Here is a 21,196-nt window from a genome sequence, read left to right as displayed (position 1 = left end):
CAGAGAAAACTAAATGGATTTTGGCATACAGCCTATCAACATTATGGACATAATATTGAGTTTTATTCGAAGGAATTCATGTTTTACAAATTAGATTATGATAGTTGATATTTTCCATATTGACCAAAAAAGAACCAAAAATTCTAGTGAAATTCCAAGTGTTCTTTTCCTAGTTTTTTGAAGTTCTTTTACTAAATAGCCAACAGCACTAATTGCTATAAGAATGAAAAGAATAAGTTCTAGTGTAACTGGCATTTGATTTGCTCCTAATCTCGTAATTTAATTTAGTATATAACGATTATAAGATGTTTTTGTGGTTAGTGGTGAAAAATTAAACAAAACAATCTCTATATGAAAAAAGGTCCTGTTGTCTCCAACAGAACCCCTTCTAAAATGGCAAAGAGTAACTCTTACCTTACTCTTTGTTTATATACTACAGGACTATTAATGGAAATCCAAGGCTCCTTATATTGAGAAATAAAGAAGAATCATTATAAAGAATTTTATCATTGTTATAAATAAAGGAGCAGTTAGCAAAAACTAACTGCTCCTCTCCAAGGGGGAACAAGGAGAAAAATCTAATGTCATCTATATTATTGACGGAATATTGAGTTTTATTCAAAGAGGCTGTACTAATTATGTAGGTTACATGAGAAGTCCTATTAACATCCAGGCTGCTCCGAGCAGAATTAAAGCTTCGAATGTAATCCAAAACTTTCTTTTTTCTGGTTTTTGAAATTCTTTAATTACGGAAAATACGGCACTTATTCCTACAAGAGTAAAAAGAGCAATTCGGATTGTATCAGTCATTTGCATCACCACCTAAGATTTGAATAGTTTAATTATATATTAATTACCATTTTATAGAAACTAAATGAAGTAATCCTTTTAATAGAAAGTGAGGAATAACAATGGGGCTAGGAAACCACGGAATGACATTTGAAATGCTTACCAATCTAGTAAATGAAATGTATCAACGAGGCGGAGTGGCGCTAATAAACAAGTGTCAGACTCCTGTAAAGGTGTCCGTATGCTGAGTGGGTTCTATGAAGCTTAAAAGTACAGTAGACTATGACGGCGTGTATAAGGGACGAGCTATAGAATTTGAAGCAAAGTCTACAGGGAATGTTACACGATTTTCCATTATTTAACCTCCCTTAGATATGATGTTGATTTATTTATAAATTCTACTGAGAAATTTAAGGGATTACAAATCTATGAATATACTTAATCTATTTGAAATTATTAAAAATATCGATAAATAGCTGATAAAATGATGAGGATAACTAGATGTTTAAATTGCCGTATCATTATCTTACAAGTTCATTAAATAGTCGAAGTATTGAGATGGTTTTACGGAGTATAAACGAGAAGGCTGAGATTAATCTTGAAATTGGAAGAGGAACTTCTTCCTTTTTTTATTTTTCTCTATTAGATAGGTTAACTGTGGGGGATTTTATAAAACATATTTTTTGAATTATTTAATACTAAAATATATAATTAAACGGATTTTAATATATTAACTAGTTAAAAATGGGGAAAGAAAAGTGAAGATTATATTTGATGTGGTTAAAGATGAAAATTTTGATTTTACTTTATTAGAAACAAAATTGCTAAAAACTTTTAAAGAAGTAGATAATGTAGCTATAGTTGAAAAGGTTGAAGATAAAATTTTTGAAAAACATGATGTGCCAACCCATTTAGCGGAGATTACTATTAATGTTACAGGAAAGAATATCGGATATAGATCAGTTTCAGCTAGTATATTTATTGTTCTAGAAAGTCTATCAATGAAGCTATTCAATATTAATATTAGTATACATTAAGCATCCAATACGGGTGCTTTTCCCTTGTTATATAAAAATTACATATTAAACATATATTTATACGATTTGTTCCTACACGTTAAGGAGTTAGTAATAAGTAATAAAAGATGATACCGATGAAACCGTATAAAAACCAAAAGAACCCTAATATGGGTAATGTTTTGAAAATTAAGCGTGGTAAACCTCCTTGGGTATATAGAAGATTTTAATATATTGTTGGTCTATTTAGAAGGAAAAACATAGATTGGTATATATTAAACGAGAATAAGAATAAAATAGACATTTTGTTTAAATGAGTATATAAATAGGGAGAATCTAATTATTTGATTCACATTTAAACCAAGGGGTACAAATTCGATGCGACGTGAAAAGGATTTGTTGAAACAATGGAAGGCGGATTTGCAAGCTATTCAGGAAGAGAAAAGGCTGAAGAAGAAGGCTAAGAAAAAGAATAAGAAATTTAGCATTCCGGGTAATACAGCTGACTTCATGAACGGCAAGAATACTTATCATAAAGAGAATGGGGTATGGAAGCAAAGAAATAAATAATGTGAGGGTAAATAAGTTTGATTAAGTTTATAGCAGTTATTGTAGGCGCTGCGCGATCTGGGCGGCGCCTTGTTTGTTGTTAAGGAGAGATAAGAGGGAGATAAAAAAAGAGAGCTAATGCCCTCTTTTTTGGATGTGGTAATTAATCACAGATTGGTATTCCAAGCACTCTTAGAGCTAAAGCTACTTGAAGAGAAATCTCTAATCTAGCAATTTCAATACCAGCTACTGAGAGAACTAAAAAAGGTTGTCCATTTACAAACACAACGCAACTATCCATGGTTACACCACCTTTCTAGCAATCTACTATAGTATATGTATAAAACACTAATGTGTAATATTTAAGTTAATGGATTTAATAAAATTAATAGATTAGCCCATTTAAACAAAACAAAAGAACACAACGATTGAAAATACAGAAGTGAGATAGGTTTACAAATTGAAATATTATTAGCCTAAAATACAAAATATAGACTAGCAAACAAACTATTTCTACCTTTTAATCATAGAATATGATGAATTCTATTTTTAGAGGAGGGAATCATATCTATGGGATGGAATAATAATTTTGGACATTCTCGAGATTGTAATAGCTTTTGGGATGATTTAGTATTTTGCGGATGCGGTCGTAGACGTAGAAGAAACGATTTTAACGAATGTCATTGTAGACGCGACTGTGATTGTGATGAGTGTCGTCGTAGACGTAATCATGACCGTGATCATAATCATGATGATCGTCGAGATTGGTAAAGTCTTTTGAAAGAGTGCATATCTTAATCGCACTCTTTTTTATTAGTACTTATTAACCCGAAGGATACAGTTTCAATTTCATTGAACATCTAATAAAACAAGTGAACAAAACGAACGAAAAGGGAATTATGTAGATTTTAAGGTAGCGAATCCGCTGCTTTTTTATTTTATAAAGAAGCATTTTAAACATTTCTTATAGCGTTGAATACTTATGTAAATATGGAAAATAGATTTGGCTCTTGGAATGAGGGATTGATGTGGATATAACACATATTATGGCGAGGATAGTGGTTAATGGGAAAGATCTTCCGTTTACTTCAGTTAGGACAACTGCATGGATTAATGGACCTGCGAATGATTTAATTGTTACGACTAAGCAAAGGGTGGGTGAGCTTTATCGGTTTATGTGGTCACGGGTGCCAGTTATGCTAACAATGTATTTCCTTCAGGGTGCTGACTTGATGAGATTTGCTAGAGTTGCAGGAATTGATGAAAGTATAACGGGAGAATATATATATCATTTTATTTGGTGATAAGACGAACTTTAAGTAGCCTAACAGCTGCTTTTTTATTTTATAAAGAAAAACCTCTGCCTAGGGGCTAGATGATTTTCTTCATGCCACAATGACGGCATTCTCTTAAAAAGATGAAATTTTTAATGGAACTTTTGAATGCAGAATTACCGCAATTGTCACAGCGACCACTGATCTTATCTGGATGTTCTTCGTATGTGTATATTTTGTTTAAATCGTATTTTGGTTCTTGTTCTTTATTTTCCATTCGTTTCACCTACATATCAATCTGATTTTAAATAACTGAATCACAATATCATGAAGTGATCACGTAGTGGATGCTTTTTATTTTGCAAAAAAGAACCTGCAAATCTGCAGATTCTCTTGATAATGATTTATGAAGTAAGACCCGAAAATATAATACAATAATTCGAAAATGAGTTCAAGAGTGTTTGGTGATTTAAGCCACTCTATAATCTTTGTTTTTAAGCTTTTTTTGAATATCCATAAATCCTATAATCATTATCGCCATGCATATTAATTTAAGCCAACGAATCTCCTGGTGGTACATTAGCCCAGAAAAGAATTCATAGGCATATAACAAACTGACAATTGGAAATAGCCCATCGCTATCAAGCTAAGCTCATAAAACGTCAATTATAGTAGAGAGTGTTTCTTTTTTCTAAAGGTTATGTGTAAGGAATTTAAAGATTTGCATACGAAATAAACCCTAACGGGTTTCATTTTTTTGAATTAAGCCGCTTGATTATCAGACATGGTACAATTGTAAACGACACCTAATATATCAAAGACTGTTTTCTTCTCATATCGATGAGATTTTCTCCCGTTTTGCTGTAGGAGGTTGAACAGGCGAAGTAGAACCTTTGATAGCTCTTGGGTGTCTTTCTGTATAGCTTGGAAAAGAAGAAGAAAGTAATCTTTAATGATATATATGGCCTTATACTCACTCAGTTCTCGTTGCTTTTTCATAAGAAGTAGTTGCCGCATTTGAAACATAGTAGAAGAACAGAGTAAAATGGCAATCAGTTGCCCATACAAATGGCATTCCAATTGTTCTCGTTTTATATTTTTACAATGATGAATATGAAAGAATGATTTCCAGGTTTTAAATAAAATCTCGATTTGCCAACGTAAAGAATACCAATCATGCACTTGTCCCATTGGGACAATATCTGTAGGTGTAGCTGTCATATATACGTTGATACCGCTAAGTCGTTTACTACGAGCAGAATACTTCATTCCTTTCTTCTTTTCTCTTACAGTTTGATCTTGCAATCGTTTTTGTTGCTGTTCTTTTGTTAGTCGATGAACAATCACACGAGTTGGGACTTTATCTGTCATTCCTACATAAGCGTTGGATATTTCACATGTTTGTCCTGGTTGAAGAGAGTTCATTAAATCCTCCATATCTATCTGGATATACTCTGTACCTTTCTTGATTCTGCCGTCTTGAAAATAATCAGGGTTAGGATTTTTTTGATAAATACGTGTATTTGATTTGATACGTGAAATATAATAAGCCTTTTTATCTTGTATATGTTGAAGATCTTTCAAATGAAAATAACCTAAATCTCGGATACATAAATCATTCGCTGTTATAGTTGGGACACACAGGGAACCATAGGTTCGATCATGTTGTTTCCCTGGACCTGTATGAATATGAAGGAACTGTCCACTTAATAAATCATACTCAAGCTGAATTTTCATTCCCGCGGTATGGCTGCATCCTCCTGCACCTGGATAAACGAATGAAAAAGGATCTGGAAGTTGAAATGACGTTGAATCTAGGATACGAATACGCTTGAAAATAGAAGTGTATGGAGAATAGAGCAGCTTAGTTGAAGATAACTTTTGGTTGAGAAGTTCGGCTAACACTTGTTGTAGAAATTGCACGGCTGTGGCATTAAATCGTTGATTCAGTCCTTCAGGACTGATAAGTACTTCTGTTGATACCTCTAAACAGCTACATAACTGAGTTAAAGGGGTTTCAGCAACATTTTGACTCATCCATACACATAAAGCGACTAAATCTTTTGGTTGGTATTTACTGGTTCGTTGTCCAAAACCAACATCTCTAGCAAGATCTCGTAAGATATTCGGAGATAAGAAGCTTTGAATTTCTCAAGCAAATAGGTTTAATTCATCAGATACAGAAATAGACATACAAAAACGCCATCCTTTCCTATAATGATACAGCAAGGATAACGCCTTTTTTTTATGGATAGTAAAAAAATTAGATTTAAACATCATAAATCTTTTTTTACAGCATATGTGATTGCATTTGTTTTTAATAAAACAGACTTTGCATTTTGAATAATTTTATATTCGAGAGGTTTTACTATGATACTCAATACTTCCTAACCTTATATTAATTTATTGTGATATAATAACAAATGTAAAATTGGTCTTTGAAATACATATCATAAATCTATTAGTTAGTAAAAAAGACTAAATCTTTCTACCTCATTTTCATTATATAAAAGACAGTACATATCTGCTTTTAAAAATGGTCTAAGCATAAAGAACTACCATAATAGGAAAAAAGATGGAAATTAATAAAATTGGTAAACAGCCTGTAGAAAGTAAATGGGAAGCTGAAGGACAACTAGAGAGACTTTAACACAAGGAGCGGAGCAAACAGAGATGAGTAAGCAGACATTAAAAGAATTCATAATCTTATTAGGGATTATAGTTGTTGTTTTAGGTGTCATCATCTACAACGGAATAAGAGAAGAAGAGCGCCATCCATATAAACCATTGCACCAGGAGCAAACAGAGCAGAATCAAACAGAGAAGGACAACCCTTATTTGAACGATAAGAAGCGCCAACAGATTAACGAATTGTACAATTCTAGGGATGAGATTGAAAGTAGAATGAAATAGTATAATTCGGTTATAAGGCTCTCACATCAATTGTGAGAGCTTTTTCTATTATAGGGGTACGGAAACGATTATCGGTATGAGGGGCCACTCTGGGATTTAATTACAAATCAAAAAAGAACTTTATTCAAGTTCTTTTAATCTATGATACAGAGCGTCCTGACTCACACCAGTAATTTGGCATATTTCTTTAACAGTTTTATTGGTATGCTTGCGCAATTCAATCGCATGATTTATACCTAGGTGCTTATCCGTATATTTCTTCAACCTTCCTCTATACAATCCTTTTTGTTTCGCTAACTTTATTTCCGTACGTTGCTTTTCTTTAATCATTTCTCGATCAAGTTCACTAAAGGCAGCCATGACAGTTAAAAAGAATTTTCCTGTTGGCGTTCTCGTATCTATTCCCAAATTTAAAATCGCAAAGTGAACATCCTTTTCCCGAAGTTGTTCTACTAATTGTAAAAGCTGAATGGTATTTCGACCTAAACAATCCATTCTAGTTACGACTAAAGTATTCCCAGTAGTTAGTTTTAAAAGTATAGAGTCTAACTCTGGCTTTTGTTTGGTTACTCCACTTATTTTTTCTTTAATAATTTCATCTATTCCATATTTCATGAGCTGTTCAATCTGTGTATCTAGATTTTGATCTTGTGCACTGACACGAGCATATCCATATATCATTTTTTCACCTTTATTCTCTTTAATTTTGATAAGTGCTATTGATAGTCTGCGAACCCTTTATTATCAAGGAGACAAGTTATTATCAATAGGGTACACTCTATCGAGAGGGAAAATATGCAATTATGCATATTTATATTTTTTTATTTTAATAGCAATGAAACTTAATATATAATTGAAAGGTTTTTTACGAATTGATAAGGAGATACGAGTATGAAGAAAATCATAGGACTTATATTATCATTATTTTAACTATTTTCTACCTATGCACCAATGTTTACAGAGGAAGTCGAAGTTTTAATTCAAATAGGTCGCGTCAAAAAGAAAGGAGACTGGTATTATTATGGATATTGTCAACATAATGCGAATTTTACAATAAGGGATTTTCAAATTGAAAAACTTGGTTTTACTGTATATTAAGAAGGTTCTATAAACGGACTACTAGATTTAAAAAATGAAACATCTTATGAATTAATTATTGTTTAGACAGAATGACTTAGGTTGTCCTTATGCGAAATATCAGTATGAATAGAAATTTGATAATTATATAAAATGCCGTAAATGAAGGATAAAATAAGTGCTGATTTTGCAATTATATTTTTAACAATTGAATAGGAGCTATTATGAATACAATTAAGAAATTATTTTTAAGTTTTATCGTATGTATTTTGTTATTCAGTACAGTAGGAACAGCGTATGCAGAACAAAATGGTCAAGTGAATTCATCATCTTTTATTGACGTTCCTAAAACTCACTGGGCGTATAAAGAAATGATGTATATGGTGGAGAATAAGATTATAACAGGATACGGAAATGGGTATTTCGGTGCAGCCGATCCTATTACTCGCGAACATCTCGCTGCTTTCTTGTATCGATATTTAAAACCGCAAGATAGTACAAATAATCCATTTGTTGATATTGGCGACAGCAATTTCAAAAAGGAAATTTTGGCACTAACAGCACGTGGCATTTTCAGTGTAAATGCTGAAAAAAAATTCAATCCAAAAAATAATATGACACGTGCCGAAATGGCAACTGTGCTTGTCAAAACATTTGATTTAAAACCGCAAGGAAATGTTGAATTTACGGATATGAAAGGTCACTGGGCCAACGAATATGTCAAAATATTAGCCGGTAACAACATAACAAGTGGTACAGGTGACGGGAATTTTAATCCAAATGGCATTGTTACTAGAGAGCAATTTTCTATGTTCTTATATAGGACGATTATGAAAGTAACAAATATGCAAAATGATGAATCAGTTGGCTGGGTGAAGGAGAACGAGAATTGGTACTATTACAACAAAGATGGTAGTAAGCAAAGGGATAACATTACGTTAGATGGAATAGAGTACGCCTTTTTTAAAGATGGAAGGCTATTCCAAGGGAGTAAGCAGGTAGGGAAAGATACTTTATATTATAGTGAACCTGGTAAACTAAAGACTGGATGGAGTTTCTCTGCAACTTCATGGAGCTATTTAAAAGATGGGAAGTATGTGACAGGAACATTTACTTATCAAGGAAAACCATTTGAAATTAATAAGTACGGGGATATGGAAAAGGGATGGATTACTCTACGTTCTGCTGTTAAAAGAATCTATCCAAAGCCCGAAACAAAGTTTCTATCGAAATCTAAGCCTGTAAAGGATGGAGATGTTTTAGAAGTCATATCCAAGCAAGGTTTATGGTATCAGGTAAAATACCAAGGAGAAATTGGATATGTCCGAGTACTAGAGTCTGTTGTAATTGGTGAATCACCAGTTCGTTCATGGGATGTAGCAAAAGAAGCAACGAATTTGTCTCATTTCATGATAACTGAGTATCATAAAGATCCCGAAAAATATTTTCCACCAAATATTCAAAAGAAATTTGATAAACAACTTGATAGTGATCTAAATGTTCTCGCGAATGGATTACAATGGATTGATCAATTAAAAGAAGTACTCTATTTAGATAATAAACAAGGGTGGGTACAAGAAGAAGGAAAATGGACGTATTATAAAAAAGATGGGCAAAGAGTAACAGGTTTCCAATCAATTGATGGGAAACGATATTATTTTGGTACCGATGGTTTTATGCAAACGGGCTGGTTACATACAGGTGGATATGATTATTATCTAGGAACCGATGGCGTGGTACAAACTGGAATCCAACATATCGATGGGAAAATCTATTACTTTGGTCCGTTGGGTCCTGTGCAATCGGGATTTACAAATGTTGATGGGAAACCGTATTATTTTGATGCTTCTCATGAATCAAGAAATGGTTGGATGAAGCAAGAGTTTAGTTGGTATTTACTACAGCCTTCAGGTGCATTACAAACAGGAGATTTTACATATAAAGACAAGAAGTTCTCCTTTAATCAAGACGGAGAAATGATTAAAGGGTGGGTTACATTAGAATCCCTTGTTAAAAAAGTATATCCTGAGCCAGATTTGAAAAAAGCATTACGTGCAAAAAGTGTGAACAAGGGTGAAGTGATAGAAGTAGTGGGGAAAGTCGGTTCTTGGTATGAGGTTAATTACCAAGGTGAAAAGGGATATGTACGCATTCATGATGCTATTATTTTTGATCAGGAGGCTAAAAGTCCACTTACTTTGCTTGATGGAAAAATAAAGATATTTGAAGGTGTATTAGATTACTTAAAAAGTGACGAAACATACATAAATAACACGATCAAAATTTTAGAAGAAGAAGAACAACGTTGGGTAGATGATGTAGAAAACTTAGAGAATCTTTCCAGAGACATTAATGATGCAAAGCAAGATGTACAGTATAAAAGGCAAGTCATCATAGAAGCACATGATAAGTTAGAAGAATTAGTAAATGCTATGAAAGGTGATATAAGAAATTTAACAGTTACCCAAAGGAAAGAACTTGCAAAATTGCTTGGAGCCGATGGAAAAGAGTTACTAGATTTTAGTGTGGAAACATATACTTTTATACTTCAACAATATGTATCCATGGCTCAAGCATATGGTGAAACTTACAAGGTATTAAGTATATATGCAGATAAAACAAGTGAATTTCTAGAAGATGTTAGCAAAGATATTCATCAAATCACATTGAATATGCAAGAGTTATCGAAGGGATTTTCTGGTGTAGTTAAAGATTTAGGTCCAGTTGTAAATAGTTCCATTCGTTTGAAGCATTCTATAGATGAAGCAAAACCTGGTATGGAGGAACTTGTACAGGTAACAAGAAAAAACGTTCCAGTCATTGCGCAAGATTTACAAGCGTTAGATGCGAAAGTACCAGGATTCTTCACAGATTTCAATATGGGAATAGATCTTGCAAATACATTTATGGACTCCGCTAATAAAATAGCAAGTCATAAGATTAATATTCCAGCTGCTACCATCAATGTGGGGAATATTGACTTGAGTAATGCACTACGTGATTTAGGTGGTGATCCATCTAGAGTATATGATCGTAAGAATGATGGAGATGTATCATTCATATTGGGTATTACACCTATAATTGGTACAGGAAAAGAAATTGGACAGCTTATCAAAGGTGAAGACTTAGTAACAGGTCAAAAATACGGTCCAGATGATTATGCATGGGGTACATTGGCTGTCGTATCTGGTGGCACAACACGGGTTATCGGTAAAGTTGTAGGGAAGGTTGGAGACCTTGAGAAGAAAGGTAAGGCTTTAGAAGCGGCAGCCAAAAATACAAAATTCACGAAATATCCTACAGGTTTTGATGAAGTCGCTCAGTATATAAAACAAAATAAGAAATTACCGGATAATTTCATCACAAAGCAACAAGCTGAAGCTTTAGGATGGGATAGAAAGAAAGGAAATCTCCACGAAGTAGCTCCAGGAAAAAGTATTGGTGGAAATGTTTACTATAATAATGAAAGGCTATTACCAAGTGCTCCAAATAGGACTTGGTATGAAGCGGATATTAATTATTCATCAGGGTATCGAGGTAATGATAGAATTCTTTATTCTAATGATGGATTAGTGTATAAAACTTCTGATCATTATAAAACGTTTACCGAAGTAAAATAGGGAATAGAGGGATTAAATTTATGGATATAATAAAATTAGATGGAAGAACATTTACTAGTAAAGAAGTATTGCACCAAATATTAAAAAAACAATTAGATTTCCCTAGTTTTTATGGGGAAAATGCAGATGCTTTGTGGGACTGTTTAACTGGATTTATAAGTCTTCCTATAACAATAGAATGGGAATTTTTCGAGAGTACTCAAAAAATGTTAGGACCTTATGCGGATTTAATTTTAAAAATATTTCAAGATGCACAAAATGAAATGCCAGGTAAGTTCTATATTGTTGTAAAATAATTAAAAGGATCTTAGGTAAAAATAAAAACCGTGGAAATATTTAATTTCTACGGTTTTTATTGTATCAATTAGGTTTTCTTTCATAGTGGCCCCTCATACCTCGAATCGTTTCCGTACCCCTTATAGATATAAACATACATTAGTAGAGTTATAGAAATGCTTATACTCATCAGGTATTTGCAATTTGGAGTATCGCCACATCACTATTTGGCTAAAATTTTATAGAATTTAAAACAGAAAAATTGTAGATTTTCAACTGTAGATGTTAATTTTCTGGTTTTGGGGTATTTGTTTTTATTAGCTTGATGAATGTGTGGAAATAGCCAAGTCATAAATTTCAAATCTTTTAGATGAAACTTATAATTATTAATCTTTTGCCACATATGTATCAACTCCTATTGTTATGAGGTTCTGTAGTTTTTCTTTTTGAAATCTCGCATGTTGAGGATAAGGAATAGAAGGAAGATAACAGCCCCGATGCCATTAATCCAGTAGTATGTGCGCCCTGTTGTGAATCCGTTATAGAATTCATAGGCATTCCAAATTACAAGAAGTACTGAACAGACAGTAGAGATTATTAATGAGCCAAAACTTCTCATGATTTTCACCTCAATTCACAATATTAGAACTTAATTATAATTTTACATTTAGATAAATAGATTTACAAGAAGAGGAATAAAAAAAGAACCCGTTGGAGTTCAGGTTCTTTCAGAAGTGATGATGTATTCTCGGCTAGGGAACTGAGAAAAACACAAAAATATAATACATCGAGATTTAGAGAATTTCAATCCTAAATTAAATATTATCGTGGAGGGAGTTATATCATTTGATGAAGAAACCAAGGTAGTGTTAAAACATATGAATTTAAAAAAATGAGCGGGACATCTTAAGGACAAATAAAATTATTGAAATTTTTGTATGAATTCATTAATATGGAATTATATTTATTGTTTAATTGATTCCGTTTATTCCCACACCTTATTGTGTTGTGGTTGAGTTGTAGAAGCAAGTTGCGTCTTGTTTCATTTATGAAAGGGCTTCTTTGAGCCGATTAGTGTATATAGCTTATTTTGCTATGCACATTTTTAATCGACTTGAAGAAGCCCTTTTTGTGTTGTTTTCAAGTCTGTTTGATTAGTAGAATCCATTATTACACTGGGCAAAAATTATTATTTAGGGGGATTTATTTATGCATATCAGTTATGAAGTATCTTTATTTTGTTCTGCACATCCAGATGAACTTATTCCAAGTTTACGTGCATTACGAATGAGAGTTACAAAAGAAGGAGCATTTTGGGAACGAGATTGTTATCAGTTTGCCATTAAACCATCAAACTTGTCACAGCGAGCAGCAAAACAAGCAGGGGAAATCTATTTGTATCATGTTCATTTTAATGGATGTGTACGGGATTTCCTTTTTTTATTGGAAAGATGTTTTAGAGGAACGAGTTTTCGCTTTACTGCTATACGTGGTTTTTTAGATGTAGAAGGTTATTCACTTAAGAAATGGAAACCAATTCTACGTAACCACCACATAAACTCTGCAGATGTAGATTGTATTTTCAAGAAAGATGATCTTGTAATGATTGTGCATCACCATGGAGGTTTAGAGGTGGTTAAGCGTGCGGAAAAAGGCGAACAATTAAAAAAAGTAAACTTCTTAGAGGTAGATAGCTGGTTACAAGCACTAAATCCGACAAAAGAGGATCTATTCTCTTTAACAGGTGTGAGTGTATCGTAATGAGTAATTTACATAACTATATGGAAGTGTACAGACAGAGGGAATGATAGAAATCCGTAGTGCAAAATGACTATGAATTTCTGTCTTTTATTTTATTCAGGAGGATTTTAGTATGAATTTATTTGAACTGTTTGGTTTAGAGGTTGGAGAAGACGTAATGGTACAAGATGTGAGAACAGATAAACAAGTTCGCAATCGATACAGTTATGATGTAGGTGAGAAATTAGTGGGAGCAAAGAAAGAGATACGAGCATTAAAAGAATCATTTTTAGTATCATTTTCTTTAGAAATTTTAGCTGAAATTGAAAAAGAATCTCCAGTAGAGGCGCTAAATGCATTGGATCGAAATACATTGATTCCATTCTCTTTTGAACATGAAAAAGAAAATGATGTCCCACCACATGTTGCAAAGTTAAAGCAGTTGCTAGTGGGCAGAATAAATAAGAAGCCAATTGTAGATACACCGACTGCAAGGAAACTATATGTTCAAGCATGTAGAAGAATATGGCATGATATACAGTCGGTACATACCTCAGAACAATGGGTAGATCTTGTGGTCTCTTATGGAATGGAAATGAACAATGGTTGGTCTACATTTAGAAAAAATAAGAATGTAACATTCACATTTAAAAGAATGGTAGAGGAATATTTTGATGAGTTTGTTGATGCAGATGGTATGGAGTTATTAATATTAGGAAAGAAATTCATATCACTTTGCACAAATTCTAAAAGTATTAATTCTACGTATCTTCGTGTATCACATGAACTAACATGGAATGATTTACTTACGAAAAAGGTTACGACTCGTAAGAAATCCGCAGCTGCTTGGAGTAGGAAACTGCCAGATACTCTGCAAAGAAAAGGACCAGGAGTAGAAATTGCTACCAAACCTGAAGACGTAGTGGCTATGTTTGGGTTGAAGGGGATGCAATTTGGTCATTATTGCACCGAACAATATGCAAAAGAACATATCGGGCATGTATCCGAAGCATTGCATGATTTAGCTCGTATATTAGGGATTTCACCTGAGTATATAGGGTTAGGAGGACGCTTAGGACTTGCGATTGGTGCGAGAGGAAGCGGCAATGCATTAGCACATTATGAACCTTCTACCAAAGTCATTAATTTAACTCGTGATAATGGAGTCGGGGCATTGTGTCATGAATGGGGACATGCATTGGATCATTTCTTATATGATTGTAGTCATGATTTTCAAAATGGTAGTCTTGCTTTCTTATCAAGCGGGAAGAGTATTGGGAATATCTTGCCTGCTATTATCAAGGAAAAGATGCAAGCTGTGTTAGATGCTTGTAAACAAGGAAAAGTGGCCAGAGTAATCAACGTGGAAAATGCCTACAGTAGAAAGTGGTATTTCTATGGTGGTGTTATCGATAGTTATGATGTGTTTAAAGGAAATCTTTCAAATATTTTAGAATCACATCATGCTAGTTTGTGTAGGAAGCTTGATACTTTATCAGGAGCAACAAAGACGCGTATGGAGCGTAAAATTGAAAAAGAATTTGAGAAAACCGCACAAATGTTAGCTGCATATCATTATAAAAAAACAGGCGAAAAACTTAGTGAAATACCCTATCAAGTGAAAGGGTCCATATATTTTGATACAGCCATTAAGTTAGATAAGAAGAGAACTAAAAAGTATTGGTCTACAAATCATGAGATGTTTGCTAGAGCATTTGAAGCATATGTAGAATCAGCTTTGCTAGATCAAGAACATAGAAACGATTATTTAGTATGTGATACATATTCTTTTGTATATCCGTTAGGAGAACAAAGAGAACATCTAAATAGAAGTATAAAGAGTTTAATGGAAGTAGCTATTCCATATATAATAAATAGTATACAAGGAGTGGGAAATGATGAATTATAACATACAAAAAGGACAATTTCGTTTAACAACTGCACATCCAAGAGGAAGTTGGTGGGAATTTTATCGTGTTCCATGCCCAATCTGTAATGCTATTGGAAACTGTATGCTGCATGTTTCACAAGAGAAAGTAGCATGTACCCGTGTGGAAAGTAAGTGGGTATACGGTAAAAATTCAAGTAATCCAAGTTATATCCATTATCTAAATGGTAAGAAGCAATACCAATTACCAGAGGTAGATGTAGTAAAGGGGCATAGTAAGCGAAGTAAGGAAGAATTAGATGTATTTAATCGTAATTTAATCGGATTTTTGCCGTTAGAGGAGAAGCATCATATACATTTACTGCAAGATAGAAAAATGACTGAAGAAGAAGTACAGGTACGTCAATATCGTTCGTTTTTAAAGCAACAAATTGTGTTGGAAGATGATAATACGTACACAACTATTTGGGAAAAGTTATTTAAACAAATTGGCAAAAAAGATTGTTGGAAGGGAATACCTGGATTTTATGAAATGAAGAAAGGACAAACTTCTCTTCGTTTAATGGCAGGTTTTCCAGGAATTATGATTCCATTCCGAAACCAATATAATCAAATTGTTGGTTGGCAAGTACGTGTAGATGAAGTAAAGAACTCTGTTCATGTGAAATCTGGACCTACAGGTATACAAGCCGAACTAGTCCAACAGCCTAATGTAGTGAAAATAACGAAAAACGAGGATTGTATCTATGAAGGAAAACTAGAAATAGGGAAAAATAAAGAATTATTAATCGACGGGGAAAAGGTTGTTGTAAAGATACATAAAGGTCAAAAATACTTATGGATCTCTTCAGCAAATAAAGATGAAGGAACCGGTGCGGGAGGTAGTGAAAATCCACTTCCTGTACATGTAGCGGTACCAAGCTCACATTTGAAACATTGGAAGTCTGGTATGCTGCACAAAACAAAATCAGTAATGATTACAGAAGGGCCGATGAAGGCGGATTTGATTGCCGATTTACTTCCTCAAAGACTAAATAAAGAAGAAATAGCTAAAGTAGGGACAACAGTTCTTGCGATTCCAGGTGTAAATGCATGGAGAATCGTTATGCCAGTATTAAAAGATATGGGAGTAGAAAATGTATACTTAGCATTTGATGCTGACTTAGTAGAGAATGAAAAAGTAAGAGCTGCCGTAATTGCTTTTGCGACAGAGTTAAAGAAAGAGGGCTATAACGTAATTATTGCGGCATGGAACCCAGCACAAGGGAAAGGTCTGGATGATGCAATGCAAGCTGCTTTCAAACCAGTTTTTCGCACAATATAAAAAATCATAATTGTGAAGTTAAAACAAAATTGTACACGTTAAAAGAAAGTCGTACATTTTACAACAAAGTAGAAGTATTAGTGTAAAACTTTCTTTTAACAAAACACTTAACAGTTTAGCTAGGGGACTTTATATAAAAGAAAGGTGTGTATTAAGTATTATGGATATTATGCAACAATTAATGGACGTAGATAAAAAAGCTAGGGAACAAGAAAGAATGGAACTCATTCAACGATTTTATAATGAGGGAGTTTCTATCACGACAATTGCAAATGCGACAAATATGTGTGAAGAGGATATTTCTTATATAGTAAGTAACTAGTAGCCATATTTGATGAGATGAATAGAGGAGAAAAAGATAGAATATAATTCTATCTTTTTTTATGCTCTTAAATACAATTTTAAAACGAGAAAGGTAGAGGGAAAACATGAGTGTATATGTAAAAAAGAATCTAGTAAATTTACGAGTTGATTATGCTTTTAAGCGTTTGTTTGGAGTAGAAGGAAATGAAGATATATTAATTGGGTTTCTTAACGCGGTACTACAATCATCTATTGATGAAGAAATTACATCTTTGCACTTAGATGATCCGCATCTTCCAAGAGAGCAGAAGGATGATAAATTGTCTATTTTAGATTTGCGAGCTACGCTAAATAGTGGTATAAAAATTAATATAGAGATTCAAGTTCGAGACAAAAAAGATATGATAGAACGTTCTTTGTTCTATTGGTCAGGTATGTATTATTCTCAAATGACTCAAGGGATGAAATATACAGAATTAAGACCAACCATTTGTATTAATATAGTGGATTTCATTCTATTTCCAGAAGAGCAGGAGTTTCATAGTATTAATACAGTGATGAACAAAAAATCTAAACGTATCATTACCGAAAATATGCAGTTGCATTTTCTTGAAATTCCAAAAGTGATTCAAGAATGGCAAGGAAAACGAATGGATCCGTGGGAAGATTCTTTAGCGCGTTGGTTACTATTATTTCCTGCGCATGAGGATGAGAGATTAACAACAATCCTGGAGGCGATAGCAATGGAAAAAGATCCAGTTTTGAAAAAAGCAATAGAGGATTGGGAGCGTTTAAGTAGCGATAAGGATTTTTTACGCTTATATGAGGCTAGAGAAAAAGCAATAAAAGATAGAATATCAGAAATAGAGACAGCAGAAGAAAGAGCTGCGAAAAAAGCTGCAGAAATAGCTACAGAAGAAACTAAAATTGCAACTAAGATAGAGATGATTGAAAATATGTTTAAAATAGGATTACCTATAGAAAAAATTGCAAAAGTTGCAGAATTAAGTGTTGAAGAGGTTAATGAAATTATAAGAAATAAAAGGTAGATATAAATGATAAAAAAACAGGTAATTGTGGGTACACACGATTACCTGTTTTTTTGATTTAATGAAAGTAAGTGAATAGATGTGAAGGAAGGGGGAATAGTTATGAAAGTAACAAGAGGAAATGCTATTTGAAGTGTGTAATTTTTACATACTCAATTATTCTGTTATTAAAAAAATATAAAGAATATAAGGGGAAGTTATTTGTATTATGAAAAAGAAAAAAGAAGCATATTATGTACATGTGTATACGCTTAGAGACAAAAGTATAAAATCTATAAAAATAGAACCATGGCGCTCATTGAAAGAGGAAATGAATGTTTTGGGTCTTAAGGACAGTGATATTTTTCAAATTCAAATGGTATGGTACGATCCAAACAAAGAGGATAAAAAGAAATGAAATAAAACGGAACACGAAAAGTCCAATTTTACTTTTTAGGCGTAAATAAGGCTTGTTTTTTTAAAATCGTATTGCTATAATATAAACGTAATAAGATTTAACAATAAAATAAAAAATTAATCAGTTCGCATATAAGAGAAGACCTCAATATGCGCCATGTCCTTAGGGGACGTGTGCGTGTATTGGGGTCTTTTTGCGTTTTGCGAGCAAAAACACCCGGAGGTGCAGGAATTATGTTGAATTGGTTGTCTGCAAAACTTATGACAACATCAGTAGGAGATTTTCTACTGGCAAAAAAAAGTTTTGAGGGGGGGCTTACTGGGCACACCAGTGGTGCAGATGCTACCACTGTACAAAAAAGCATGAATACCCTTGTAACAACACTAATTGGTTTTGGTGGTATTTGGGTAGCAGCTTGCGTTGTATTTGCAGCTATTAAACTATCTGGTGCACAAGGTAAAAACCCTGAAAACCGTACACAAGCCATGATTGGTTTAGCGTGTGCAGCAATTGGAGGCTTTGTCATGATCAAAGCATACGACATCGCTTCTTGGGTTACAAAAATTTAACATAAGAGTTTGTAAAAGCTCTCCTCTATTTGGGGAGAGCTTCTCTTATATAAGGGAGGAAACAAAATGAGAAAAGTAACCGTTCCTGTTGATATGACTTCGGAACAAAAAACACTGTTAGGTGTGCTGAGCAAACGCCAATTGATTTATCTATTGGGTGGCGGAGCATCCCTTTATTTATATGTGCCATTCTTATGGCGGTTATTTGCACCTTTTAATGCGGCGGTAGCATTTTTTATTTGCTTAATTTTAGCAATACCAACAGTAGTAGTTGTAATAACGTTTGCTTTTATTTATAAAGAAAAACAACACATGTATCTAGATAAATATTTACTTATCAAAATGCGTAGCCGTTCTGAAAAAGGCAAGTGGAGAAAAGGATACGAGCCAATTACATGGGTAAAGGAGAATTTATAGATGTTAGAAATGATATATTTTGCGTTGGTAGCCATTGTAGGGTTTTTCTTTTATCGGAAAATGAATGGAAAACCGATGTTTGGTTCTAAGAAAAAGGGGAAAAGCCAGGGCGGGTTAGAGAAACGTACTGCTGAAAAAAATGGAAAGAAAAATAAAAAGAATACGCCTGCTGAATCGGAAATTGATGAGGATAATGTTGATTTCTTTCGTGCTTTTATAGAAGACATTAAGGAAGTTGAAAATCATATGATTCGTTATCATGATGACACGTTTATCCTAATCGCGGAGGCACACCCAGTAAACTATTATTTACTTTCCAATGCGGAACAAGAAGCGATTGATATCAAAATTGAATCATGGTTAACCACATTAGAGTTTAATACGAAGGTATATATCCAAAGTAAGTTTGTAGATTTAACAGATCCTGTACGAAAAATGACAGAAACAATGAAAGGTGCGAAGGACCTTACACCAGAGACAGTACTTTATGGGCAAGAAGTTATCGACAACTTAGAGTACTGGCAACGTTCGCAGCCTCGATATGAACAAAAGCGATATTTAATTTATCCATACAAAGTGGATATTAGTACGATTACAGCTGATACAGAGGATGAATTGGAAGAAAAGATTGTAGATAAAGCGTTTAACGAATTATATCGTCGCTATAATGCTTCCCGAAATCTACTATCGAAAGCAAAAATTAGTGTAGAAATGTTAACAAAAGATAAATTAATAGAACTCCAATATGTAGCGTTTAACCGTCGTAAAGCGGTGAAAGCACGTTTCCAAGATTTAATTGAAAATGAGAACTTCTCTCTCTATTCAACCGGTGAAACAAATGAGAGAAAACTAGAGTTAATGAAGAAAGTGCTAGCGGAAGAAAAAGCTGAAAAATCAAATAATGGGGTGGCATAAGTATGAAATTGTTTGGAAAGAAGAAAAAAGAAAAAAAGAAGTTAGAAGCTGAAAAGAATGACGAATTGGAACTAGAGGAGGAAGCGTACGAACAAGAAGAAGTTCCGCCTCAATTAGAAAATCAAACAACTGTGTTTGATGTCATTGCCCCAGAAGGAATGAAAATTGATTCAGAAGACTATGGGGTAATTAAGCAGTCTTTGGGAAGTAATACTTTCTTCCGTCCATTTTATATTCCACGTGATGGATATCCTCGTATGATGCAGACCAATTGGCTGAACATGTTAACTTCAGCTGGAGAGGTTGATGTCATGATTGATATTCATAAAGAGCCAAAAGCAAAAGCGATGCGTTCGTTAGATATGCAGCTGACGATGTTACGTTCGAACCTTTCTTTCCAACGTACACGTGGAAATATTGACCAAGAAAAAGATTTAGATGCAAAAATTCAGGATACAAACAATTTAATGGATGAAATTCAATTTAATGAGAATGACTCTTATATGGTAAGTACCATGGCGGTTGCGTATGCTGACTCAAAGAAAGAATTAGATGTTTTATGTGAGTATATCGAAGATGAAATGCAAGCATCTCACTTTAAAATAGCGAGTACTTGGAATCGTGTGAAGAGTGGCTTGAAAGCAGTTATGCCACTAGGTGCACCAAATACTCTGCAAGATACATATCGCAATATCGATAGACGTGCTCTATGTACATTTGCTCCCTTTGTATCAGGTTCCGGAAGATTTAACGGTGGTATACCAATAGGAAAGAACAAAATTACTGGCCAAGTAGAATTTTTAAATTCATTTGGTAACGCAGATTATCGTCCACCAAACTATAACATTGGTGTGACAGGGATTTCAGGTTCCGGTAAAAGTTTACTCTTAAAAATGAAGCTAGCTCGTGAAACATCACTTGCAGATACACATGCGATGATAATAGATCCCGAGGGTGGTGCGACACGTTCCTAAGTGAAAAGCTTAGGCATTGTCGAACTTACAGTTCAACAGTGAACTGTCATTCCAAGAAGTCAAATGATAGGGTAACGCCTTGAAGGGCTTCCTTTAATACTCCGAC

General features: G+C 33.8%; 24 protein-coding genes and 2 pseudogenes. 18 read left to right on the top strand and 8 right to left on the bottom strand.

Annotated features, from left to right (window positions below; translation table 11 throughout):
* Window positions 1-90: 90 nt before the first annotated feature.
* Complete coding sequence (locus tag PQF83_RS27680) at window positions 91-255, bottom strand: hypothetical protein (RefSeq protein WP_001145521.1); 165 nt, start codon at window positions 253-255, stop codon at window positions 91-93.
* A 390-nt stretch (window positions 256-645) separates the two neighbouring features.
* Complete coding sequence (locus tag PQF83_RS27675) at window positions 646-810, bottom strand: hypothetical protein (protein WP_000132657.1); 165 nt, start codon at window positions 808-810, stop codon at window positions 646-648.
* A gap of 101 nt (window positions 811-911) precedes the next feature.
* Between PQF83_RS27675 and PQF83_RS27670 the strand changes: the two are divergent.
* The 3 genes and pseudogenes from PQF83_RS27670 to PQF83_RS27660 form a co-directional block, all read left to right on the top strand.
* Window positions 912-1,145, top strand: a pseudogene (locus PQF83_RS27670) (Holliday junction resolvase RecU); the annotation flags it as partial.
* A gap of 402 nt (window positions 1,146-1,547) precedes the next feature.
* Window positions 1,548-1,826 carry a hypothetical protein gene (locus PQF83_RS27665; RefSeq protein ID WP_000691220.1) on the top strand — a complete coding sequence of 93 codons (279 nt, stop codon included), beginning with the start codon at window positions 1,548-1,550 and terminating at the stop codon, window positions 1,824-1,826.
* Window positions 1,827-2,183: 357 nt separating this feature from the next.
* Window positions 2,184-2,375, top strand: a complete 192-nt coding sequence (locus tag PQF83_RS27660; RefSeq protein WP_001250590.1) for a hypothetical protein — start codon at window positions 2,184-2,186, stop codon at window positions 2,373-2,375.
* Between the two features lie 142 nt (window positions 2,376-2,517).
* Here PQF83_RS27660 and PQF83_RS27655 read toward each other — a convergent pair whose 3' ends face one another.
* Window positions 2,518-2,655, bottom strand: coding sequence for a DUF3956 domain-containing protein (locus tag PQF83_RS27655; protein ID WP_000376554.1), 138 nt, complete (start codon window positions 2,653-2,655; stop codon window positions 2,518-2,520).
* A 269-nt stretch (window positions 2,656-2,924) separates the two neighbouring features.
* Here PQF83_RS27655 and PQF83_RS27650 point away from each other — a divergent pair, with 269 nt between their 5' ends.
* Together PQF83_RS27650 and PQF83_RS27645 are read left to right on the top strand one after the other, a co-directional pair.
* A complete protein-coding gene (locus PQF83_RS27650) occupies window positions 2,925-3,125 on the top strand; it encodes a hypothetical protein (RefSeq protein WP_002163380.1) in 201 nt (66 codons plus the stop codon).
* Window positions 3,126-3,400: 275 nt separating this feature from the next.
* Window positions 3,401-3,658, top strand: a complete 258-nt coding sequence (locus tag PQF83_RS27645) for a hypothetical protein (protein ID WP_095209908.1) — start codon at window positions 3,401-3,403, stop codon at window positions 3,656-3,658.
* A gap of 67 nt (window positions 3,659-3,725) precedes the next feature.
* On the opposite strand, the gene PQF83_RS27640 is transcribed toward PQF83_RS27645, so the two are convergent.
* Window positions 3,726-3,905: a hypothetical protein gene (locus PQF83_RS27640; RefSeq protein ID WP_000428143.1), complete on the bottom strand. Its 180-nt coding sequence runs from the start codon at window positions 3,903-3,905 to the stop codon at window positions 3,726-3,728.
* 485 nt (window positions 3,906-4,390) lie between these two features.
* Complete coding sequence (locus PQF83_RS27635; protein WP_223290729.1) at window positions 4,391-5,776, bottom strand: IS4 family transposase; 1,386 nt, start codon at window positions 5,774-5,776, stop codon at window positions 4,391-4,393.
* Window positions 5,777-6,301: 525 nt separating this feature from the next.
* On the opposite strand from PQF83_RS27635, the gene PQF83_RS27630 reads away from it, so the two are divergent.
* Entirely contained in the window at window positions 6,302-6,541 is a 240-nt protein-coding gene (locus PQF83_RS27630; RefSeq protein ID WP_000043818.1) for a hypothetical protein, read from the top strand.
* 120 nt (window positions 6,542-6,661) lie between these two features.
* Here the strand turns inward: PQF83_RS27630 and PQF83_RS27625 are convergent, their stop codons facing one another.
* A complete protein-coding gene (locus PQF83_RS27625) occupies window positions 6,662-7,222 on the bottom strand; it encodes a recombinase family protein (protein ID WP_000639134.1) in 561 nt (186 codons plus the stop codon).
* Between the two features lie 620 nt (window positions 7,223-7,842).
* Between PQF83_RS27625 and PQF83_RS27620 the strand changes: the two genes are divergently transcribed.
* Both PQF83_RS27620 and PQF83_RS27615 read left to right on the top strand, forming a co-directional pair.
* On the top strand, window positions 7,843-11,238 hold the full coding sequence (locus PQF83_RS27620) for an S-layer homology domain-containing protein (protein WP_002029168.1): 3,396 nt from the start codon (window positions 7,843-7,845) through the stop codon (window positions 11,236-11,238).
* A gap of 20 nt (window positions 11,239-11,258) precedes the next feature.
* Entirely contained in the window at window positions 11,259-11,534 is a 276-nt protein-coding gene (locus PQF83_RS27615; RefSeq protein WP_000351384.1) for a barstar family protein, read from the top strand.
* A gap of 203 nt (window positions 11,535-11,737) precedes the next feature.
* Here the strand turns inward: PQF83_RS27615 and PQF83_RS27610 are convergent, their stop codons facing one another.
* Together PQF83_RS27610 and PQF83_RS27605 are read right to left on the bottom strand one after the other, a co-directional pair.
* Window positions 11,738-11,917: a hypothetical protein gene (locus PQF83_RS27610; protein ID WP_000267727.1), complete on the bottom strand. Its 180-nt coding sequence runs from the start codon at window positions 11,915-11,917 to the stop codon at window positions 11,738-11,740.
* Between the two features lie 18 nt (window positions 11,918-11,935).
* A complete protein-coding gene (locus PQF83_RS27605; protein WP_071713420.1) occupies window positions 11,936-12,133 on the bottom strand; it encodes a hypothetical protein in 198 nt (65 codons plus the stop codon).
* Between the two features lie 590 nt (window positions 12,134-12,723).
* Here PQF83_RS27605 and PQF83_RS27600 point away from each other — a divergent pair.
* The 10 genes and pseudogenes from PQF83_RS27600 to PQF83_RS27555 all read left to right on the top strand — a co-directional run.
* Window positions 12,724-13,275, top strand: coding sequence for a hypothetical protein (locus PQF83_RS27600; protein ID WP_000548269.1), 552 nt, complete (start codon window positions 12,724-12,726; stop codon window positions 13,273-13,275).
* A 112-nt stretch (window positions 13,276-13,387) separates the two neighbouring features.
* On the top strand, window positions 13,388-15,163 hold the full coding sequence (locus tag PQF83_RS27595) for an LPD1 domain-containing protein (protein ID WP_001048058.1): 1,776 nt from the start codon (window positions 13,388-13,390) through the stop codon (window positions 15,161-15,163).
* Complete coding sequence (locus PQF83_RS27590) at window positions 15,153-16,466, top strand: DUF3854 domain-containing protein (RefSeq protein ID WP_001108760.1); 1,314 nt, start codon at window positions 15,153-15,155, stop codon at window positions 16,464-16,466. The genes PQF83_RS27595 and PQF83_RS27590 overlap by 11 nt, the downstream gene beginning before the upstream one ends.
* Window positions 16,467-16,626: 160 nt before the next feature.
* On the top strand, window positions 16,627-16,788 hold the full coding sequence (locus PQF83_RS27585; RefSeq protein ID WP_000353863.1) for a hypothetical protein: 162 nt from the start codon (window positions 16,627-16,629) through the stop codon (window positions 16,786-16,788).
* A gap of 106 nt (window positions 16,789-16,894) precedes the next feature.
* Complete coding sequence (locus PQF83_RS27580; RefSeq protein WP_000118205.1) at window positions 16,895-17,818, top strand: Rpn family recombination-promoting nuclease/putative transposase; 924 nt, start codon at window positions 16,895-16,897, stop codon at window positions 17,816-17,818.
* 208 nt (window positions 17,819-18,026) lie between these two features.
* Window positions 18,027-18,215 carry a hypothetical protein gene (locus PQF83_RS27575; RefSeq protein WP_000727316.1) on the top strand — a complete coding sequence of 63 codons (189 nt, stop codon included), beginning with the start codon at window positions 18,027-18,029 and terminating at the stop codon, window positions 18,213-18,215.
* A 149-nt stretch (window positions 18,216-18,364) separates the two neighbouring features.
* Window positions 18,365-18,784, top strand: coding sequence for a hypothetical protein (locus PQF83_RS27570; RefSeq protein WP_001216648.1), 420 nt, complete (start codon window positions 18,365-18,367; stop codon window positions 18,782-18,784).
* Window positions 18,785-18,850: 66 nt separating this feature from the next.
* Entirely contained in the window at window positions 18,851-19,201 is a 351-nt protein-coding gene (locus PQF83_RS27565; RefSeq protein WP_001233525.1) for a PrgI family protein, read from the top strand.
* Window positions 19,202-20,116 carry a hypothetical protein gene (locus PQF83_RS27560; protein WP_000892011.1) on the top strand — a complete coding sequence of 305 codons (915 nt, stop codon included), beginning with the start codon at window positions 19,202-19,204 and terminating at the stop codon, window positions 20,114-20,116.
* Window positions 20,117-20,118: 2 nt separating this feature from the next.
* A pseudogene (locus PQF83_RS27555) lies at window positions 20,119-21,072 on the top strand (VirB4 family type IV secretion system protein); the annotation flags it as partial.
* Between the last annotated feature and the right edge of the window lie 124 nt (window positions 21,073-21,196).

The sequence above is a fragment of the Bacillus sp. FF-1 genome, from assembly GCF_028548245.1.
GTDB classification, from domain to species: Bacteria; Bacillota; Bacilli; order Bacillales; family Bacillaceae_G; genus Bacillus_A; species Bacillus_A paranthracis.
Note: the sequence above shows the minus strand (reverse complement) of the source record. Positions and strands in the feature narration are given on the sequence as shown.

Bases quoted from the DNA above. Each gene is read 5' to 3' on its own strand.
- PQF83_RS27625 (WP_000639134.1), bottom strand. From the start codon at position 7,222: ATGATATATGGATATGCTCGTGTCAGTGCACAAGATCAAAATCTAGAT.
- PQF83_RS27570 (WP_001216648.1), top strand. From the start codon at position 18,365: ATGCGCCATGTCCTTAGGGGACGTGTGCGTGTATTGGGGTCTTTTTGC.
- PQF83_RS27615 (WP_000351384.1), top strand. From the start codon at position 11,259: ATGGATATAATAAAATTAGATGGAAGAACATTTACTAGTAAAGAAGTA.
- PQF83_RS27610 (WP_000267727.1), bottom strand. From the start codon at position 11,917: ATGTGGCAAAAGATTAATAATTATAAGTTTCATCTAAAAGATTTGAAA.
- PQF83_RS27605 (WP_071713420.1), bottom strand. From the start codon at position 12,133: ATGAGAAGTTTTGGCTCATTAATAATCTCTACTGTCTGTTCAGTACTT.
- PQF83_RS27675 (WP_000132657.1), bottom strand. From the start codon at position 810: ATGACTGATACAATCCGAATTGCTCTTTTTACTCTTGTAGGAATAAGT.
- PQF83_RS27600 (WP_000548269.1), top strand. From the start codon at position 12,724: ATGCATATCAGTTATGAAGTATCTTTATTTTGTTCTGCACATCCAGAT.
- PQF83_RS27620 (WP_002029168.1), top strand. From the start codon at position 7,843: ATGAATACAATTAAGAAATTATTTTTAAGTTTTATCGTATGTATTTTG.
- PQF83_RS27655 (WP_000376554.1), bottom strand. From the start codon at position 2,655: ATGGATAGTTGCGTTGTGTTTGTAAATGGACAACCTTTTTTAGTTCTC.
- PQF83_RS27650 (WP_002163380.1), top strand. From the start codon at position 2,925: ATGGGATGGAATAATAATTTTGGACATTCTCGAGATTGTAATAGCTTT.
- PQF83_RS27560 (WP_000892011.1), top strand. From the start codon at position 19,202: ATGTTAGAAATGATATATTTTGCGTTGGTAGCCATTGTAGGGTTTTTC.
- PQF83_RS27575 (WP_000727316.1), top strand. From the start codon at position 18,027: ATGAAAAAGAAAAAAGAAGCATATTATGTACATGTGTATACGCTTAGA.
- PQF83_RS27645 (WP_095209908.1), top strand. From the start codon at position 3,401: ATGGCGAGGATAGTGGTTAATGGGAAAGATCTTCCGTTTACTTCAGTT.
- PQF83_RS27585 (WP_000353863.1), top strand. From the start codon at position 16,627: ATGGATATTATGCAACAATTAATGGACGTAGATAAAAAAGCTAGGGAA.
- PQF83_RS27590 (WP_001108760.1), top strand. From the start codon at position 15,153: ATGAATTATAACATACAAAAAGGACAATTTCGTTTAACAACTGCACAT.
- PQF83_RS27565 (WP_001233525.1), top strand. From the start codon at position 18,851: ATGAGAAAAGTAACCGTTCCTGTTGATATGACTTCGGAACAAAAAACA.
- PQF83_RS27640 (WP_000428143.1), bottom strand. From the start codon at position 3,905: ATGGAAAATAAAGAACAAGAACCAAAATACGATTTAAACAAAATATAC.
- PQF83_RS27595 (WP_001048058.1), top strand. From the start codon at position 13,388: ATGAATTTATTTGAACTGTTTGGTTTAGAGGTTGGAGAAGACGTAATG.
- PQF83_RS27660 (WP_001250590.1), top strand. From the start codon at position 2,184: ATGCGACGTGAAAAGGATTTGTTGAAACAATGGAAGGCGGATTTGCAA.
- PQF83_RS27630 (WP_000043818.1), top strand. From the start codon at position 6,302: ATGAGTAAGCAGACATTAAAAGAATTCATAATCTTATTAGGGATTATA.
- PQF83_RS27580 (WP_000118205.1), top strand. From the start codon at position 16,895: ATGAGTGTATATGTAAAAAAGAATCTAGTAAATTTACGAGTTGATTAT.
- PQF83_RS27680 (WP_001145521.1), bottom strand. From the start codon at position 255: ATGCCAGTTACACTAGAACTTATTCTTTTCATTCTTATAGCAATTAGT.